This window comes from Polaromonas sp. P4_F4 (genome assembly GCF_056401355.1).
The window spans coordinates 93,615-110,946 of the sequence record NZ_JBFUJO010000001.1; the positions used below are offsets into that span (position 1 = coordinate 93,615).

General features: G+C 59.1%; 18 protein-coding genes. 9 read left to right on the forward strand and 9 right to left on the reverse strand.

Annotated elements, in window-relative coordinates; all coding sequences use genetic code 11:
• Window positions 1-13: 13 nt before the first annotated feature.
• From leuA to AC1DUR_RS00495, 5 genes are all read right to left on the reverse strand, one after another.
• Window positions 14-1,708 carry a 2-isopropylmalate synthase gene (gene leuA / locus AC1DUR_RS00475; RefSeq protein ID WP_477716834.1) on the reverse strand — a complete coding sequence of 565 codons (1,695 nt, stop codon included), beginning with the start codon at window positions 1,706-1,708 and terminating at the stop codon, window positions 14-16.
• A gap of 176 nt (window positions 1,709-1,884) precedes the next feature.
• Window positions 1,885-2,697, reverse strand: a complete 813-nt coding sequence (gene pssA / locus AC1DUR_RS00480; protein ID WP_477716835.1) for a CDP-diacylglycerol--serine O-phosphatidyltransferase — start codon at window positions 2,695-2,697, stop codon at window positions 1,885-1,887.
• A gap of 305 nt (window positions 2,698-3,002) precedes the next feature.
• Window positions 3,003-4,019: a ketol-acid reductoisomerase gene (gene ilvC, locus AC1DUR_RS00485; protein ID WP_477716836.1), complete on the reverse strand. Its 1,017-nt coding sequence runs from the start codon at window positions 4,017-4,019 to the stop codon at window positions 3,003-3,005.
• A 77-nt stretch (window positions 4,020-4,096) separates the two neighbouring features.
• Window positions 4,097-4,588 carry an acetolactate synthase small subunit gene (gene ilvN, locus AC1DUR_RS00490; protein ID WP_011483239.1) on the reverse strand — a complete coding sequence of 164 codons (492 nt, stop codon included), beginning with the start codon at window positions 4,586-4,588 and terminating at the stop codon, window positions 4,097-4,099.
• A gap of 104 nt (window positions 4,589-4,692) precedes the next feature.
• On the reverse strand, window positions 4,693-6,477 hold the full coding sequence (locus AC1DUR_RS00495; protein ID WP_477716837.1) for an acetolactate synthase 3 catalytic subunit: 1,785 nt from the start codon (window positions 6,475-6,477) through the stop codon (window positions 4,693-4,695).
• A gap of 336 nt (window positions 6,478-6,813) precedes the next feature.
• Here AC1DUR_RS00495 and AC1DUR_RS00500 point away from each other — a divergent pair, with 336 nt between their 5' ends.
• The 6 genes from AC1DUR_RS00500 (at window position 6,814) to AC1DUR_RS00525 (ending at window position 10,354) form a co-directional block, all read left to right on the forward strand.
• Window positions 6,814-7,380 carry an RNA polymerase sigma factor gene (locus AC1DUR_RS00500; RefSeq protein WP_477716838.1) on the forward strand — a complete coding sequence of 189 codons (567 nt, stop codon included), beginning with the start codon at window positions 6,814-6,816 and terminating at the stop codon, window positions 7,378-7,380.
• Window positions 7,377-7,808: a DUF3619 family protein gene (locus AC1DUR_RS00505; protein WP_477716839.1), complete on the forward strand. Its 432-nt coding sequence runs from the start codon at window positions 7,377-7,379 to the stop codon at window positions 7,806-7,808. Before AC1DUR_RS00500 ends, AC1DUR_RS00505 begins: the two co-directional genes overlap by 4 nt.
• A gap of 120 nt (window positions 7,809-7,928) precedes the next feature.
• On the forward strand, window positions 7,929-8,609 hold the full coding sequence (locus AC1DUR_RS00510; protein WP_477716840.1) for a DUF3106 domain-containing protein: 681 nt from the start codon (window positions 7,929-7,931) through the stop codon (window positions 8,607-8,609).
• An 84-nt stretch (window positions 8,610-8,693) separates the two neighbouring features.
• Window positions 8,694-9,272, forward strand: a complete 579-nt coding sequence (locus AC1DUR_RS00515) for an RDD family protein (protein ID WP_477717219.1) — start codon at window positions 8,694-8,696, stop codon at window positions 9,270-9,272.
• 36 nt (window positions 9,273-9,308) lie between these two features.
• Window positions 9,309-9,755 (forward strand): diacylglycerol kinase, encoded by a 447-nt coding sequence (locus AC1DUR_RS00520; protein WP_477716841.1) that lies wholly within the window; start codon window positions 9,309-9,311, stop codon window positions 9,753-9,755.
• On the forward strand, window positions 9,752-10,354 hold the full coding sequence (locus AC1DUR_RS00525; RefSeq protein ID WP_477716842.1) for an LOG family protein: 603 nt from the start codon (window positions 9,752-9,754) through the stop codon (window positions 10,352-10,354). The genes AC1DUR_RS00520 and AC1DUR_RS00525 overlap by 4 nt, the downstream gene beginning before the upstream one ends.
• Before the next feature lie 79 nt (window positions 10,355-10,433).
• On the opposite strand, the gene AC1DUR_RS00530 is transcribed toward AC1DUR_RS00525, so the two are convergent.
• Together AC1DUR_RS00530 and AC1DUR_RS00535 are read right to left on the reverse strand one after the other, a co-directional pair.
• Window positions 10,434-10,772: a P-II family nitrogen regulator gene (locus AC1DUR_RS00530; RefSeq protein WP_011483231.1), complete on the reverse strand. Its 339-nt coding sequence runs from the start codon at window positions 10,770-10,772 to the stop codon at window positions 10,434-10,436.
• A gap of 81 nt (window positions 10,773-10,853) precedes the next feature.
• A complete protein-coding gene (locus AC1DUR_RS00535) occupies window positions 10,854-12,542 on the reverse strand; it encodes an NAD+ synthase (protein ID WP_477716843.1) in 1,689 nt (562 codons plus the stop codon).
• 107 nt (window positions 12,543-12,649) lie between these two features.
• On the opposite strand from AC1DUR_RS00535, the gene AC1DUR_RS00540 reads away from it, so the two are divergent.
• Window positions 12,650-14,035, forward strand: a complete 1,386-nt coding sequence (locus tag AC1DUR_RS00540) for a GNAT family N-acetyltransferase (RefSeq protein WP_477716844.1) — start codon at window positions 12,650-12,652, stop codon at window positions 14,033-14,035.
• Between the two features lie 330 nt (window positions 14,036-14,365).
• On the forward strand, window positions 14,366-14,728 hold the full coding sequence (locus tag AC1DUR_RS00545; RefSeq protein WP_477716845.1) for a hypothetical protein: 363 nt from the start codon (window positions 14,366-14,368) through the stop codon (window positions 14,726-14,728).
• A gap of 116 nt (window positions 14,729-14,844) precedes the next feature.
• Here AC1DUR_RS00545 and AC1DUR_RS00550 read toward each other — a convergent pair whose 3' ends face one another.
• Entirely contained in the window at window positions 14,845-15,255 is a 411-nt protein-coding gene (locus AC1DUR_RS00550) for a low affinity iron permease family protein (RefSeq protein ID WP_477716846.1), read from the reverse strand.
• A 289-nt stretch (window positions 15,256-15,544) separates the two neighbouring features.
• Here AC1DUR_RS00550 and AC1DUR_RS00555 point away from each other — a divergent pair, with 289 nt between their 5' ends.
• Window positions 15,545-16,321: a hypothetical protein gene (locus tag AC1DUR_RS00555; protein ID WP_477716847.1), complete on the forward strand. Its 777-nt coding sequence runs from the start codon at window positions 15,545-15,547 to the stop codon at window positions 16,319-16,321.
• 205 nt (window positions 16,322-16,526) lie between these two features.
• Here the strand turns inward: AC1DUR_RS00555 and AC1DUR_RS00560 are convergent, their stop codons facing one another.
• Window positions 16,527-17,072: a phasin family protein gene (locus tag AC1DUR_RS00560; RefSeq protein ID WP_477717220.1), complete on the reverse strand. Its 546-nt coding sequence runs from the start codon at window positions 17,070-17,072 to the stop codon at window positions 16,527-16,529.
• Window positions 17,073-17,332 lie beyond the last annotated feature (260 nt).

A 17,332-nucleotide genomic window follows, 5' to 3' on the forward strand; every position in this document is an offset into this window, starting at 1 on the left:
TGTACTGTAGGTCTCAATGCGCAATGGTAGCCGTAGCGACGCCCTGTCCGGCCCTGCTGCGCTGCAGGCCCGAAACGATCGCCTTGAGCGACGCCGAAACGATATTGCCGTCCATGCCGATGCCAAAGAGCGTCTGGTCGTTGATGCGCAGTTCCAGGTAAGCCACGGCCTGCGCGCTGGCACCGGAGCCGATGGCGTGCTCGTGGTAATCGAGAACGCGAACCGCATGGCCAGTCGCCGCATTGAGGCCCGCGACAAAGGCATCAATCGGGCCTGTGCCCCTGCCTTCGACCTGGTGGTTGCGGCCGGCGATTCGCACGTCGGCCTTGATGTTGAACGACTTGCCATCGGCGCCGCCCGTTTCCTCGATCACAAGATGCTGAGGTGCGGCGACCGTCTGAACGCCATATTCTTTTTCAAGCAACGCAAAAATATCTTGCGCCGTCAGTTCCTTGCCTGTGGCATCCATCACGCCCTGCACAACCTGACTGAATTCGATCTGCAGGCGACGCGGAAGCTCCAGGCCGAACTCGCTTTCGAGCAGGTAGGCAATACCGCCCTTGCCCGACTGGCTGTTGACGCGAATCACCGCTTCGTAGCTGCGGCCGAGGTCCTTCGGATCGATGGGCAGGTAGGGCATGTCCCAGATATCGCCCTCCTTGCGCGCGGCGAAAGCCTTTTTGATTGCGTCCTGGTGCGAACCAGAAAACGACGTGTAAACCAGGTCGCCCGCATAAGGATGACGCGGATGCACGGGTAACTGGTTGCAGTACTCCACCGTGCGGCGTATCTCGTCGATTTCCGAGAAATCGAGGCCCGGCGATACACCCTGGGTGTAAAGGTTGAGCGCAACGTTGACGAGGTCAAGGTTGCCCGTGCGTTCACCGTTGCCGAAAAGACAGCCTTCGATGCGATCGGCGCCAGCCATCAGGGCAAATTCCCCGGCCGCTGTACCCGTTCCCCTGTCGTTGTGCGGATGAACAGACAAGACAATGGCATCGCGCCGCGCCAGGTGCCGATGCATCCACTCCATCATGTCGGCAAAGATGTTGGGAGTGGAATGCTCCACCGTCGACGGCAGGTTGATGATGCACTTGTGTCCGGGCGTGGGCTGCCATACCTCGGTTACCGCATCGACGACACGCCGGGAAAACTCGAGTTCGGTTCCCGACCACATTTCAGGCGAATACTGGAATGTCCAGTGCGTGCCGGGCTGCTCGGCAGCCAGCTGCATGAAAAGACGCGCGTTATCTGTGGCGAGTTTGACGATTTCGTCCTCGTCCATGCCAAGCACGACCCGGCGCATGACGGGCGCGGTGGCATTGTAGAGATGGACGATCGCTTTTTTGGCGCCCCTGAGCGCCTCGAACGTGCGACGGATCAACGGCTCTCGGGCCTGCGTGAGTACCTGGATGGTGACGTCGTCAGGGATCAGCTTGTCGTCGATCAGGTGGCGGAGAAAGTCGAATTCAGTTTGCGAGGCCGAGGGGAAACCGACTTCAATCTCCTTGAAGCCGATCTTCACGAGTGTCTCGAACATCTTGAGCTTGCGCGGGATATCCATCGGCTCGATCAGCGCTTGATTGCCATCGCGCAGGTCGACGCTGCACCAGATCGGAGCACGTGTCAGCACCGCATCAGGCCAGCTACGGTCGGCCAGGCGAATAGGGGGAAAGGACTTGTATTTGCTCGAAGGTGTTTTCAACATGTTCATCTCGTCAACTCTGAAGATTTCAAAAAAACAGCAACCCAAAGAAAAACGGCCCGTTGCTGTTGCAAACGGGCCGTTGAATTGGGTGTACGCGTGCGCGCTACCGTCTCCGCCCGTGGGGAGATAGCAGTAGTGCCAGCGAAATTTGTTTCATGAAATAAATATACCACACTTTATTTGTGAAGACCGCGCTCGTCAGGCTCATCCGTGGACGTCGAGATCACGCTGGTCTGCAGGCCCTTGGCCCTGCGCCAGCCGTACAAGACATAACCGGACAAACCATAAAGCACAAACAGCGCAAACATCACGGTGGGTGGGTGAATGTTGATCACCGCAATTCCCAGCGCAATCAGCACAATGACGACAAACGGCACACTGCGCTTCAGGCTGAGGTCTTTAAAGCTGTAAAACGGGACATTGGTCACCATGGTCAGACCGGCGTAAAGCGTCAGGCCAAAAGTAATCCAGCGAACCTCCAGTCCCTCGACTCCCGCGTCGGTCATCAGCCAAATAAAACCAGCCACGAGTGCCGCGGCGGCCGGCGAAGGCAGGCCTTGAAAGAAGCGCTTGTCAACCACGGCGGTGTTGACGTTGAAGCGGGCCAGGCGCAATGCCGCGCAGGCACAGTACACAAAGGCACCAATCCAGCCCCAGCGCCCAAGACTGGTCAGCGCCCACACATAGGCAATCAGTGCAGGTGCTGCGCCAAAAGACACCATATCCGACAGGGAGTCCATCTGCTCGCCAAAAGCGCTTTGGGTATTGGTCATGCGTGCCACCCGGCCATCCAGGCTGTCGAGCACCATGGCGCAAAATACACCAATGGCGGCCTGGTCAAAACGCCCGTTCATGGCCATGACGATGGCATAGAAGCCACCAAAGAGCGCAGCCAGCGTAAACAGGTTGGGCAGTATGTAAATGCCTTTACGCCGTTTGCGCACGACTATCTCGTCGGGCACTGAATTCGATTCCTCGCCGTCATGCATAAAAATACTCCTGAAGCACAAGCCTTGTGTGCAATGGTTACATGCTATTCAATTCATAGCATTTATTGGCGTCTGTAGCGCACACCAAATCAATAGCACACCAATATCCGCCAAACGTGGCCCAGAAATCACACCCTGCGTTAAAAGGTGTCCTTTGAAGGTTGACTGTCTGAGGATACCAAATCAATTGCCCGGATAAAGGCAAAGCGACAGGGAACCTTGCCCGAGTTTCGCGCAGCCAATAAAAAGGCCGCGCAAGAAAATTGCGCGGCCCTTTGCAGGACAAGGCCTGATGGATCGTGAAATCAGTTGCGCGTCTGGTCGACGAGCTTGTTTTTGGCGATCCAGGGCATCATGGCGCGGAGTTTTTCGCCCACGATCTCGATCTGGTGCTCGGCGTTCAGGCGACGGCGGCTCAGCAGCGTTGGCGCACCGGCACGGTTTTCGAGCAGGAAGCTCTTGGCGTATTCACCGGTCTGGATGTCCTTCAGGCACTTGCGCATGGCTTCCTTCGTAGCGGAGGTCACGATGTTCGGGCCCGTCACGTACTCGCCATACTCGGCGTTGTTGGAGATTGAGTAGTTCATGTTGGCGATGCCGCCTTCATAAATCAGGTCCACGATCAACTTGAGTTCATGCAGGCACTCGAAATAGGCCATTTCCGGGGCGTAGCCAGCTTCCACCAGCGTCTCAAAGCCGGCCTTGATCAGTTCGACCGTACCACCGCACAGGACAGCCTGTTCGCCGAACAGATCGGTTTCGGTCTCTTCGCGGAAGTTGGTTTCAATGATGCCGGCCTTGCCGCCGCCATTGGCCATCGCGTAGCTGAGCGCCAGATCGCGCGCCTTGCCGCTCTTGTCCTGGTGTACAGCCACCAGGTGAGGCACGCCGCCACCCTGGGTGTAGGTGTTGCGGACGGTGTGGCCTGGCGCCTTGGGAGCGACCATCCAGACGTCGAGGTCGGCGCGCGGAATCACGGCGCCGTAGTGCACATTGAAACCGTGGGCAAACACCAGCGAAGCGCCCTGCTTGATGTTGGGTGCCACGTCGTTGGCATAAACCGCGCCGATCTGTTCGTCGGGCAGCAAAATCATGACCACATCGGCGGCCTTGACGGCATCTGCAACCTCGGCAACTTTCAGGCCGGCTTTTTCGACCTTGGGCCACGAAGCGCCGCCTTTGCGCAGTCCTACGACCACTTTCACGCCGCTGTCGTTCAGATTCTGTGCGTGGGCGTGACCCTGGCTGCCGTAGCCGATGATCGCAACCGTTTTGCCCTTGATCAGGCTCAAATCACAATCCTTGTCGTAAAAAACTTTCATCTCTGGCTCCTAAGTAATCACAAATAAATCAAACAAATCCGGCAAAAGCGCCGCAAGCGATGCCTTTACCGGCAACTTCAAACTCTCAGAATTCGCTCGCCACGGCCGATGCCGCTTGAACCGGTTCGCACCGTTTCCAGGATTGCACTGCGGTCAATCGCCTCCAGAAACGCATCGTTTTTGGACTGGTCGCCCGTCAACTCAATCGTGTAGCTTTTTTCAGTCACGTCAATAATCCGCCCGCGAAATATATCAGCCATGCGTTTCATTTCCTCGCGCTCCTTGCCGACGGCGCGCACCTTGACCATCATCAGTTCCCGCTCTGTGTAGGAGCCTTCGGTCAGGTCGACCACCTTCACCACTTCGATCAACCGGTTCAGGTGCTTGGTGATCTGCTCGATCACGTCATCAGATCCGGTGGTCTGGATGGTCATGCGCGACAGGCTCGGATCCTCGGTGGGGGCGACGGTCAGGCTTTCGATGTTGTAGCCGCGCGCCGAGAACAGGCCGACCACGCGGGAAAGAGCGCCCGGCTCGTTTTCCAGCAAAACTGCAATGATGTGCTTCATAAGAAGATTCCTCTTTTCGTTGCCCTCCCCCGCGCACGGTAATGCGCAGGCTTGGCAGACAATAGATTCGTCAGTTGACGGTTGATAAATAGAACGGTGCGGGTTTACAGGTCTTCAGAGCCCAGCAGCATTTCCGTAATGCCCTTGCCGGCTTGCACCATCGGGAACACGTTCTCAGTGGGATCCGTGCGGAAGTCCATGAACACCGTGCGGTCCTTGAGCTTGCGGGCCTCACGAAGCGCTGGTTCCACATCCTGCGGTTTTTCGATCAGCATGCCGACATGCCCATAGGCTTCGGCCAGCTTCACGAAATTAGGCAGCGCGTCCATGTAGCTGCTGCTGTAACGCCCGGCGTATTCCACTTCCTGCCACTGGCGAACCATGCCCAGATAGCGGTTGTTGAGCGACACGATCTTGATCGGCGTGTTGTACTGCAGGCAGGTGGAAAGTTCCTGAATGCACATTTGCACCGAACCTTCACCGGTGATGCAGAACACTTCCGAGTCGGGTCTGGCCAGCTTGATGCCCATCGCATAGGGAATGCCAACGCCCATGGTCCCCAGGCCACCCGAATTGATCCAGCGCCGCGGCTGGTCAAACTTGTAGTATTGCGCGGCCCACATCTGGTGCTGGCCCACATCCGAAGTGATGTAGGTGTCGGCGTCCTTGGTCATGTTCCAGAGCGTCTCGACCACATGCTGGGGCTTGATCACATCGCCCTTGCCCATGCTGTACTTCATGCAGTCGCGCTTGCGCCAGCCTTCAATCGTCTCCCACCAGCCGCCCAGTGCATTGGCATCGGGCTTGAGACCGGACTCCCGGATCATGCTGATCAGCTCGGTCAGCACGTCCTTGACATCGCCCACGATTGGAATATCGACCTTGACGCGCTTGGAAATGCTCGAGGGATCAATGTCGACATGAATGATCTTGCGTTCGTTTTGCGCAAAGTGCTTTGGGTTCCCAATCACGCGGTCGTCAAAACGGGCCCCTACCGCCAGCAGCACATCGCAATGCTGCATCGCGTTATTGGCTTCAATGGTCCCGTGCATTCCCAGCATGCCGAGAAACTTCTTGTCGCTGGCCGGATAGGCGCCCAACCCCATCAGCGTGTTGGTGCAGGGATAGCCCAGCATGTCCACCAGTGTGCGCAACTCCTGCGAAGCATTGCTGAGCAGCACGCCCCCCCCGGTGTAGATGTACGGCCGCTTGGCAGACATGAGCAGTTGCAGCGCCTTGCGGATCTGCCCGCCATGCCCCTTGCGCACCGGATTGTAGGAGCGCATTTCGACGCTCTGCGGATAGCCGGTGTACGACGTCTTGTTGAACGAAACGTCCTTGGGGATGTCAACCACCACCGGGCCCGGCCGGCCGCTGCGGGCGATATGGAACGCCTTTTTAAGCGTGTCGGCCATCTGGCGCACGTCCTTGACCAGGAAGTTGTGCTTGACGATGGGTCGGGTAATGCCGACGGTGTCGCATTCCTGAAAAGCATCCAGGCCAATAGCGTGGGTTGGCACCTGGCCGGTGATGATCACCATCGGGATGCTGTCCATATAGGCCGTGGCGATGCCGGTCACGGCATTGGTTACGCCCGGGCCGGAGGTGACCAGCGCGACCCCGACATCCCCCGTAGCACGCGCATAACCATCGGCCGCATGCACCGCAGCCTGCTCGTGGCGCACCAGGATATGCTGGATCGAGTCCTGCTTGTAAAAAGCATCGTAGATATGAAGAACTGCGCCGCCCGGATAGCCCCAGATGTACTTGACACCCTCAGCCTGAAGCGACTTCACGAGGATTTCTGCGCCCCGGAGTTCCTGTGAATTTGCGTTTGTGTTGGCAGACGCGGCTGCCGCGGAAGCAATTTCCGCCTTGGAGACTTCCATGATGAACCTTTGTGAATTTCTCTAACGAAATACCTTGGGTGCCTCTTCGCCCACTCTTGTGAAGCGGCGTTGAGACTTGAGGCCAGAACCATAAGCAGAGACATAATCCGCCGAGTCATGACCCGTTTGCCGTTTGAATTGCAAGCCGTATTATGACATTTCGCGTTGCGCAATAGCAGCAATGGCGGAAAAAGTGTCCGGCGAGGGCTATGCGCAGGTACCCTGATGCGATAATTTTGAGGCTGAATCCTTGAGATACATGCTTGGCAGGCATGTTTAGGCGGTATCCGCAAACACAATAATGACAGTGCTGGGACAAACCGGAACCCCAAACCGTTGGCAACTGAACAAGAACTTTCTGATTTCCTGAAAACCGTTGAAAAGCGCGCTTTCAAGCGCAGCGTTTATCACGTACGGGACGAAGAAGCCGCTCTGGATATCGTTCAGGACAGCATGATGAAACTGGCGCAGCACTATGGCGACAAGCCAGCCGCCGAACTCCCCATGCTGTTTCAGCGCATTTTGTCCAACACCACCCTGGACTGGTTTCGCCGCCGCAAGACCCGAAACGCCCTGTTTTCAAACATGAGCGACTTCGAATCGCCGGGTGAAGACGGAGATTTCGATCTTCTGGAAACTTTAGAGGCCCTGACAAACTCTGAAGGTACAGAAAGCGCCCAGGACGCCACAGAACGGGCCCAGGTATTGCGGGAAATCGAACTGGCGGTCAAGGAGCTGCCCGGCCGTCAACGGGAAGCGTTTCTGATGCGTTACTGGGAGGAGATGGATGTGGCTGAAACGGCTGCTGCCATGGGTTGCTCGGAAGGAAGCGTGAAAACGCACTGTTCCCGTGCAGTTCAGGCCCTCAGTAAAGCATTGAGCGCCAAAGGTTTAAAACTATGACTAATTCATTACATAAAAGAAGAGCCGATATCCTGCAGGATCGTTTTGGCCTGAAAACCGTCTCGTACCTGTCCTCTGGAGCAGCGGACCTGCCTTACGACGTCTCCGAACGCCTGCGTGCTGCCCGCGCCCAAGCGATTTCCCAGCGAAAAATCGCAAAAACCGAAACCGCCGGCAGCGTTGTCAATGCCGGCGGCGGCGCTGCGCTCACCTGGGGTTCCGATGACGGCCTGAACTGGTGGTCCCGTATTGCCTCGGTGCTGCCGCTCATCGCGCTGGTGGTCGGCTTGCTGGTCATCAATTCGATTCAAAACGACAACCAGGCCCGGGAACTGGCCGAAGTGGACGTGGCCCTGCTGACCGATGAACTACCGCCCGACGCATTCGCCGACCCTGGCTTCGTCCAGTTTCTCAAGGCTACGCGCTAAGCCCCGACGTTCCTCATTGCTCAAATGATCGCGCAAGCAGCCTTACACGTCCAACCGCTAGCGAACCGTCCACCTTGTTTGATGCGCCAAGCGCCGGGTGGCCGGGTTTTGAGGCTGCGGTTGCTGTCGCTTGGGCTGCTGGTGAGCAGCCTGCTGGCCTTGCCCACCTTCTGTTTCGCCCAGGCAGCCCAGCCTGCAGCCCCCGCCAGCGCACTGGTAACCGGCAAGCCATCCCTGGCGCCGCCGCAGGTCAAGCCCGCCATATCTCGCCCTACCTGGACAGAACTCACGCCCATGCAGCAGCAGGCGCTCAAGCCGCTGGCTTCAAGCTGGAACGCCATCAATGAGGGGCAAAAGCGCAAATGGCTGGAAATCTCCAAAAATTACCCCTCGCTGCCTCCCGAAGGCCAGGCCACCATGCACAGCCGCATGAACGATTGGGTCATGTTGAGCCCCCAGCAACGCGCGCAGGCACGGCTCAACTTTGGCAAAACAAAGGAACTGTCCGGGCAATTGACGCCGGAAGAGAAAAAAGCCAAGTGGGAAACTTACCAGGCCCTGAGCGCCGAAGAAAAACAGAAGCTGGCTGCCAAGGCCAGCCCCAAGCCGACTGGCGCCGCCACGGCTGTCAAGCCGGTGGCTCCGCAGAAACTCGCCGCCGTTCCGCCCCATACCAACAAGCCGGCCCCCAAGCCTGCGCCTAAAATCATGCCTTCACAACCGGCGGAGGCCGGCAACCCATCGGCACCGCGCCCGGGTGAAGCCGCCAACAGCCGACCCGGTACCGCACCCCAGCGCTGAACCCGCCAGTGTGCATACTGGCCGAGGTTATTTAATAAGCAGTGCCGCAGCCATTTGGGGCGCCTACTTGGCGCTATAAAATTGATAGTATCCAACACTCCGGTTAACACACCTACCCCTCTTCCGCCTACACCATCACTTCCCAGGCGCATGGCCTGCTGGGTCTATGAAGGCCTGCTCATGTTCGGGGTGGTCTTCATCGCCGGCTATCTGTTCGGCACCCTTAGCCAGACGCGCAATGCGCTGGACAATCGCCATGCCTTGCAGGCCTTTGTTTTTGTCATTTTCGGCATTTACTTTGTCTGGTTCTGGGCGAAAGGCCAGACACTTGCCATGAAGACCTGGAACATCCGCGTGGTCGATGTAAACGGCGCTCCCATTACCCAGCAACGCGCCCTGCTGCGCTACCTGCTGAGCTGGCTGTGGTTTCTGCCGCCGCTCGGTGCGAGCTGGCTGCTCGGCCTTTCAGGTGCGGAAGGGGGCGTATTGACGCTGGGCTGGGTCGCCATTTGGGCGATTTTGGCGCGCTTTCATCCCGAACGGCAATTCTGGCACGACGCCTGGGCTGGCACGAGGCTGGTGACCTGGGTGGCGCCCGAAAAACAAAAGCGCGAAGGCAAGCGCAAGCCGAAGAACAACCCAGTAGCCCCCGATCCGTCCTAACATCAACATGCCACAAAGCTGCGAGACAATGCCCCCATGTCCGAACAAGCCCCGTTTTCAGCTACCGCAGCAGCCAGCACCATCCCTCGAGTGACCACCAACGACCCCGTCAACCCTCAAAAACACCGCAAGGGCCTCTCCCGCGTCTGGCACGCCTTGGGCTACTCTGTCGCCGGTTTGCGCGCCGGCTGGCACGAAGTGGCTTTTCGCCAGGAAGCCATTGCCTCCATCGTGCTGGTTCCGACCGCCTTCTGGTTGGGTCGAACCTGGGTCGAAACCGTTTTACTGGCCGGCACGGTCATTCTCATCATGATTGTCGAGTTGCTCAATACCGGGATTGAAACCGCGATTGACCGCATTGGTCCCGAGTGGCATGACCTTTCCAAGCGCGCCAAGGACATGGGCAGCGCCGCCGTGCTGCTCAGCCTGCTGCTTTGCGCAGGCACGTGGGCTCTGGCCCTGTTTCAGCGGTTTGCAGCATGAATTCCAGCACCCTGAAACCCGCTTTTTCCGTCTGTGTCTACTGCGGCTCCCGGCCCGGAAATACCCCTGAATTTGCCGCGGTGGCGCGTGAAGTCGGCAGCTGGATAGGCAGACACGGCGGCCAGCTGGTCTACGGCGGTGGCCGCAATGGGCTGATGGGCATCATGGCAGACGCTGCACTGGCAGCGGGTGGGCGCGTGCTGGGCGTGATTCCCAAGGCACTGGTGGAAAAGGAATGGGCCCATACCGGTTGCACAGAGCTGCACATAGTGGACACCATGCACGAGCGCAAGCGCATCATGGCTGAGCATGCCGATGCGTTTTTGGCGCTGCCGGGCGGCATCGGCACACTGGAGGAGTTTTTTGAAGTCTGGACCTGGCGCCAGCTCGGCTACCACGACAAACCCGTGGGCCTGCTCAACATGGCCGGCCATTACGACAGCCTGCTGGCGTTTCTGGGCTCTGCCGTCAAAAGCGGCTTCATGAGCGACTGGCAGATGGAACTGATTTGCACCGGCCAGGACGCGCAGGCGCTGCTGGAGCAACTGGTGCAGGCGGCGGGCATGACGGCGTCCACCGCACGGCTGGACCAGATTTAACGCTGCCCGGCAGAACGCCGTAGCCACCGAACGCAGCGAAGGGCCGCCTCATACACGAAGTGACGGGCGTGGGGGCCGGTTAAACGGCCGCTTCGTCCTCTTCGCCGGTACGGATACGCACCGTGCGCTCGACGGCGGTGATGAAAATCTTGCCGTCGCCGATCTTGCCGGTGCGTGCCGCGCGCACGATGGCGTCCACGCAGCGTTCCACGTCGTCGGTTTTCACGACCACTTCCACCTTGACCTTGGGCAGGAAGTCGACCACGTATTCGGCGCCACGGTAGAGTTCGGTATGGCCTTTCTGGCGACCGAAACCCTTGACTTCGGTCACGGTGAGGCCAGTGACCCCACATTCAGCGAGGGCCTCCCGGACTTCTTCCAGCTTGAAGGGTTTAAGGATCGCGGTAATTTGTTTCACTGAAAGATCTCCGTTGGTTCTGAATTCTGAATATTGGCTACTGCCTTGAATGTAGCGCCAATGCGGCTCCCAAGCCCGGCTCTAGGCGCGAAATTTGCTGGTAATAGGATAGCGCCAATCCTTGCCAAAACTGCGGTGTGTGACCCGGATGCCCACCGGGGCCTGGCGGCGTTTGTACTCGTTGATCTTGATGAGCCTGGCCACGCGCTCAACTACCGCGCGCTCATAGCCGGCGGCAATGATGGCTTCCACGCTCTGGTCGTTTTCCATGTAGCGCTCCAGGATCGCGTCCAGCACCTCGTAGGGCGGCAGGCTGTCCTGGTCGGTCTGGTCGGGGCGCAGCTCGGCACTCGGCGGCCGCGTGATGACACGCTCGGGAATCGGATTGGCACCCGTCCCATACGGATCATTTTCGTTGCGCCAGCGCGCCAGCTTGAACACCGTCGTCTTGGCAAGATCCTTGATGACCGCAAAGCCGCCAGCCATGTCGCCATACAGCGTGCAATACCCGGTGGCCATCTCGCTCTTGTTGCCGGTGGTGAGCACGATGGAGCCAAACTTGTTGCTCAGCGCCATCAGAAACACCCCGCGAATGCGCGCCTGGATGTTTTCTTCGGTTGTGTCTTCCTTCAGGCCCTTGAACTCATGGGCCAGCGAGCCCTTGAAAGCTTCAAACTCGGGAACAATGGAAATCTCGTCATAGCGCACCTTCAGGCGCTGCGCCATCTCACGCGCATCCACCCATGAAATGTCAGCCGTATAAGGGGACGGCATCATGACCGTACGCACCTTGTCGGCGCCCAGCGCGTCCACCGCGATGGCCAGCACCAGAGCTGAGTCGATGCCACCTGACAGGCCCAGAATCGCGCCTGGAAAGCCATTTTTGCCCAGGTAATCGCGCACGCCGAGCACGAGCGCGTCCCACAAGTCGGCTTCGTTGCTGCGATCTGGTTCAATATCAGCTACTAATTTGATAGCATCCGGCGTACGTTCCGCCTGAACTACAAAAAAATTCTCCTTGAAACTTTCAGCCCGTCCGGCCAATGCGCCGTCGGCTTGCAGTGCAAACGAATGGCCTTCGAACACGATCTCGTCCTGACCACCCACCAGATGCGCATAGACCAGCGGCAGGCCGGTGGCCTGCACCCGGCTGCGCATCATCAGCTCGCGCTCGCCTCCCTTGCCCACGTGGAACGGCGAGGCGTTAATGACGGCCAGCAGTTCGGCGCCGGCCGCTTTGGCCAGCCGCGCCGGTTCTTCAAACCAGGCGTCTTCGCAGATCAGCAGGCCGATGCTGATAGCGTCTTCGCCCTCCCCGGCCTGAAACACGCACACGCCTTGCCCGGGTGTGAAGTAGCGGCGCTCGTCAAACACCTGGTAATTGGGCAGCTCACGCTTGGCATAGGTTTCAAGGGTGCGCCCTTCATGCAACACCTTGGCGGCGTTGTAGCGCTGCTGTACTTCCACGCTCTTGGTGCGCAGGCCCTTGCCGTTGTCGCCGCGCGTAGGTGTGCCCACCACCACCGTCAGGCCTTTTAACCCGGCCAGCTCACGGGCCACCAGATTCACGGCATCATCACAGGCTTGGATGAAAGATGGGCGCAAAAACAGGTCTTCGGCCGCGTAGCCGCAAATCGCCATCTCGGGCGTGAGCAGCAAGCGCACACCATCCGCATAGGCAGTGCGGGCCGCATCAATGATTTTTTGCGCGTTACCCGGCATGTCGCCCACGCAGTAGTTCAATTGGGCAACGCAGATTTTGAGGGTCATGAAAACAACAAATTCCGTTCGGGCTGAGCTTGTCGAAGCCTTGGTCAATCAATGCACACAACCCCTGGCCCCGGCGACAAGCTCAGGGCAGGCTGAACTCAGGGTGTATGGGGGATTGCGTGCCTGAAAACAATTATGTCATCCGCGTGCTGGATTCGCCGCTGGCAATCAGCAGCACTGCGTGGAATTCCCTGCTGATGGCGCAAAGTCCGGACAGCGGCATGAACCCCTTCATGCGCCATGAATACCTGGCGGCAATGCATGAGAGCGGCAGCGCCACGCCCGAGACCGGCTGGACGCCCCGCATCATCACCCTCTGGCAGGGCGATGTGCTGGCGGGCGCCTGCGCGCTTTACCTCAAGACCCACTCCTACGGCGAATACGTATTTGATTGGGCCTGGGCCAACGCCTACCAGCAACACGGCCTGGCCTACTACCCCAAAGCCGTGGTTGCCCCGCCCTTCACCCCGGTACCCGGCGCGCGGCTGCTCGCACGCGACGCGGCGACACGCACATTGCTGATCCAGGCGCTCGTGGCCTGGTGCGAAAAAGAAAAGCTGTCGTCACTGCACCTGCTGTTTGCCGCCGACGAGGACGTAGCGGCCTGCGAAGAAGCAGGCTTGATGCTGCGCCACAACGTGCAGTTTCACTGGCAGAACAAAAGCAAAAGCAATAACCTCCCCCCGACCACTGAAACCGGTTCCGGTCGGGCTGAGCCTGCCGGTGCAACTCCCGCCTCGGTCAGCTCTTCCGCCCTTTCGGTGCTGCACAGGACAGGCAGCTCAGGGAGCACCGGAGACACTTCTTGCCAAAACGATAGCGGATGCGGCTACCGCGACTTCGACGACTTCCTGATGACCCTCAGCCAGGAAAAGCGCAAAAAAATCCGTCAGGAGCGACGCAAGGTCGCTGAAGCTGGCGTGACCTTCCGCTGGTCTCTGGGCGAGGGCATCAGCAAAGGGGACTGGGACTTCTTTTACCGGTGCTACGAACGCACCTATTACGAGCATGGCAACGCGCCATATCTCAGCCGCGACTTCTTCGCGCGCATGGCCCGCACCATGCCCGAGAACTGGCTGCTATTTGTAGCGGAACGACGGGGACGCAAAATAGCTACTAGTTTGATAGCTGTCGATCCAGGATCTACAGGGGCTGAGGCTACAGATCAGTCGAACTTAAAAAATTCACCCAAAATAGCCTATGGCCGCTACTGGGGCGCCCTGGAGCGGGTCGACTGCCTGCACTTTGAAGCCTGTTACTACCAGCCGCTGGCCTGGTGCATAGAACACGGCTACCAGCGCTTTGAAGGTGGCGCGCAGGGCGAGCACAAAATGGCCAGAGCCCTGTTGCCTGTCAAAACCACCAGCGCCCACTGGCTGGCACACCCCTCGTTTGCCGACGCCGTCGAGCGCTTCCTCGCCCGCGAAGGCGCAGGAATTGAAAACTACATGGAAGAGCTGGAGCGGCGCAGCCCCTTCAGGCAGGCCACGTAAGGCGCCATCCAGGCAGGGCACCCGTCATTCACTACGTCACTGCGCCTTCGCCTCATCTCCCGGACGCACCATGAATGGCCAGGCATGGGCGGTTTTCCCGGACGGTGCAGGCTGTTTCGCTGCTGAAGCCGAGGTTTGTAACGCTGGAGCTGCCGGGCTGGCAGGTTTGGCGTCGGGTCGGCTGAGGTCTGCATTTTGTATGGCCATGGGCAATCGGAAGTCTGAAGGAGGAGAGGAGATGAGTTAATTTAAAGACTAGCATGCACGCCTGCTGTCAGACACCAGTGATTTCACTGTAGGACGGCGCACCCGCCAGACACAAACTGCCTGATGGCGCCCGGATGGCGTCATTCGCCCGCGACAATTGGCCATGACTACTGCCCCCCCCCCGCCGCCTACACCGTCAAACTGGTCGACGCCCCCGGCCTGAGCGCCGCCCAGCGGAGCGCCGCCGAACTGCGCTTTCGCATGGCCCTTGAATTTGCCTTGGGCGGGCCCGATAGCGTGCTGCCCACGCTGCAGGCCTGCCTGCTCGTGCGCACACTCAACGAAAACTCGCCCCTTGAATCGCTAGCCGAGGCTGAGCAACAGGTCATCGCGCTGTGGGAAAAGGCTGAAGCCGATGCCATCGTGGCCGCGTTCAGGCCATTGGGCAAAAAGATGGGAGATGCGCGGTTTGAGATTCGCGGCTGAGGGCACATTGGTACCGGCTCATACCAATCCTCTCCAATCAGCAACTGCCCGAATGGCCGGTCCGGACCCACCACTCCCGGGTGTTTCAACTGCGGCGCGTTTCAACTACGGGTGCTTCAGGGCTCTGGCGTTCCGGTGTCCTGCAATCCACGCGTTAACTCCGCCCTCGCTACCGCGGCAAGTGCTTCGTACCTGGCCCGGAATGCATCGAGACTCCCCTCCTCCAGTTCCTCCAGATCGAGAAGCGCGTTATGCGCACCCTGGGTTGCACGAATGAGTTCATCGAGTTTCACCTGGATCGCCTCCGTATCCCGGTTCTGGGTGTTCTGAATCAGGAAGACCATCAGGAAGGTAATGATCGTGGTGCCGGTATTGATGACCAATTGCCAGGTGTCACTGAAACCGAACAGAGGTCCGGTCACAACCCAGGCTGCGATGACGGCAACGGCAAGAACAAACACCCTCGGCCGGCCGCAAAAATGCGCCGCCGCCTTCGCAAATCGGGAATACCAAGCGTGGTTATGCATGCTGGACCTCTCTTTCGACGCCGGATGAATACGGCAGGGCTTGCAAGCCGGGGGCTATCGGGCCAACAGGCTGGATAGAGATGCACCTGATGTCTGCATGCTGTGTGGCCATGATCAATGTGAAGAACGGGGACAAATCAGTGTCAAGATTAGCACGCAGGGTGGCCGTCGGGCACGTGTGATTTCATTGCGGCCGGTAGAGCCTGCCCCCTTGCCGCGAATCCTGGCCATGCAGCGACCATGCAGTGCATATGCCCCAGCTGCGAGGCAAAATCGAAACTTCTGAGCCATGACCGACACCCAGCCCGCCACCACCCCCCTGGAAGCATCGTTTACTGCGCCGCTCGGCCGCGCGCACGCCCGGCGCCTGCGCGAGGTCTACCGCTCGGCCGGCTGGCCCTGCCAGGATGTGCTGGAAATTGAACTGCTGGCGGCCGGCCTGCTGCAGCGCATAGCCGGCCCGGCAGGCCATGAAACCCTGCGGGTCACCGATACGGGCGTGGCCTACCTCGCCGCCACCCTGGTACGCAACCGCGCGGCATTGTCGAAGCACGAAGCACTGGTAGAGCGCGTGGCCTGCGAGATGGTGCGCGCAGGTCGCATCACCTGGCGTGGCCTCGGCCTACGTGCGCAATTGCCTGCCGCTGGCGAAGGCGTGCCAGCGCGCTGGTGCATGGCACGCCCTGACGTGTTCTCTATCCGCAATACCTCGGTGCAGGAGTATGTGGACCCCATCGTTCACGAGGTCAAGGTCCATCGCGCCGACTTGCTGGGCGACCTTCGCCGTCCCGAAAAACGTGCCGCCTATCTGGACCTGGGCGGCGAATGCTGGTACGTACTGGGTTGCGACGCCAAAGGCCGGCCCATTGGCACGGCCGATGAGATCCCGCTGGAGTGCGGCGTCATGGTGATGGATGCCGATCGCCTGGCCGTCGCCCGCGCAGCGCCCCGGCGCTCACGACAGCCCTTGCCGCTGGGGGTATGGATGGCACTGGCCAAGGCTACGCCTGTGGCTGGATTAACCGATGATGAACAGGGAATGCTCGCGGATGCCGAGCGGAATTGAGACAGGAATTGAGACAAGTTCCGCTGCCGCTGAAGATCGGCCAGGGGAAAACGCAAAAACAACGGAGCCAGCAACAAAAATGAAAATGCCCCGCGATAGCGAGGCATTTCTTGAGGGACTGTTCCAGAGTTTTCACTGCCGGAAAGCAGTTGCTTATTGATGCCGTTATGCCTTTATGCCGTAAGGCAATCAACCCAATCAACCATTAACGCTTCCTGGAAGCAGCGGCGCCTGCACTGACAGCCTGCTTGGTCACGGCCGTGAAGTTGGCCTCAGCCAGTTCGACGGCCTTCTTTGCCGTTCCCTGGGCGGTTTCGATAGCGTTCTGGCTCACGTTCACAGCGCTCTTGAAAGCAGCAACAGCGGACTCGGTTCCAGCGGGGGCGTTCTTCGTCATATTTTCCACCGCAACGGCAAAAGCTTTTTTTGCTTCGTCCACCTTGGCTTCAAAAGCCTTGGTGAATACGGCTCCGGTTTCAGCGGCAACGCTGTAGACATGGTTGCCATAGGAAGCCGACTTCTCGGCCAGGGGCTGAAGCAAGCCGGTTTGCAGGGCCAGCAGCTGCTGCGCATCTTTGGCGCCCAGAGCGGCTCGCGCGTAGTTGAAAGATTCAGCCAAAGCAGCCTTGGAGGCCGCCAGGTTCAACTCGACCAGTTTTTCGAATCCGGCAAAAGTGTGGGTCGTCAGGCCTTCCAGGGCGTCGACGTTAGCTTGGTTGGTCGCGATGAGTTGTTCAGCTGTGTAGGTCATTGAAAGCTCCTGGGTTGATGGACGTTCTGGGCGTCTGCCCTGCATAAACCCGTTTCCGGTTATTTATGTTGCAGTGCAGCATGGACTCTATTATGGAGAAAACCAGAACATTCGCAAGTAATTTTGTTGCGCCGCAGCAAATTCTAGGGAGACCGGTCTAGCTGTTGAATTGCAACAGCTTGTACTTGCGAAGGCGCAAAGCCACGGCGGGTGTCCTGACGTGCCATGACGCAGTGGCTGGGGGCGATGCGCCACAGCTT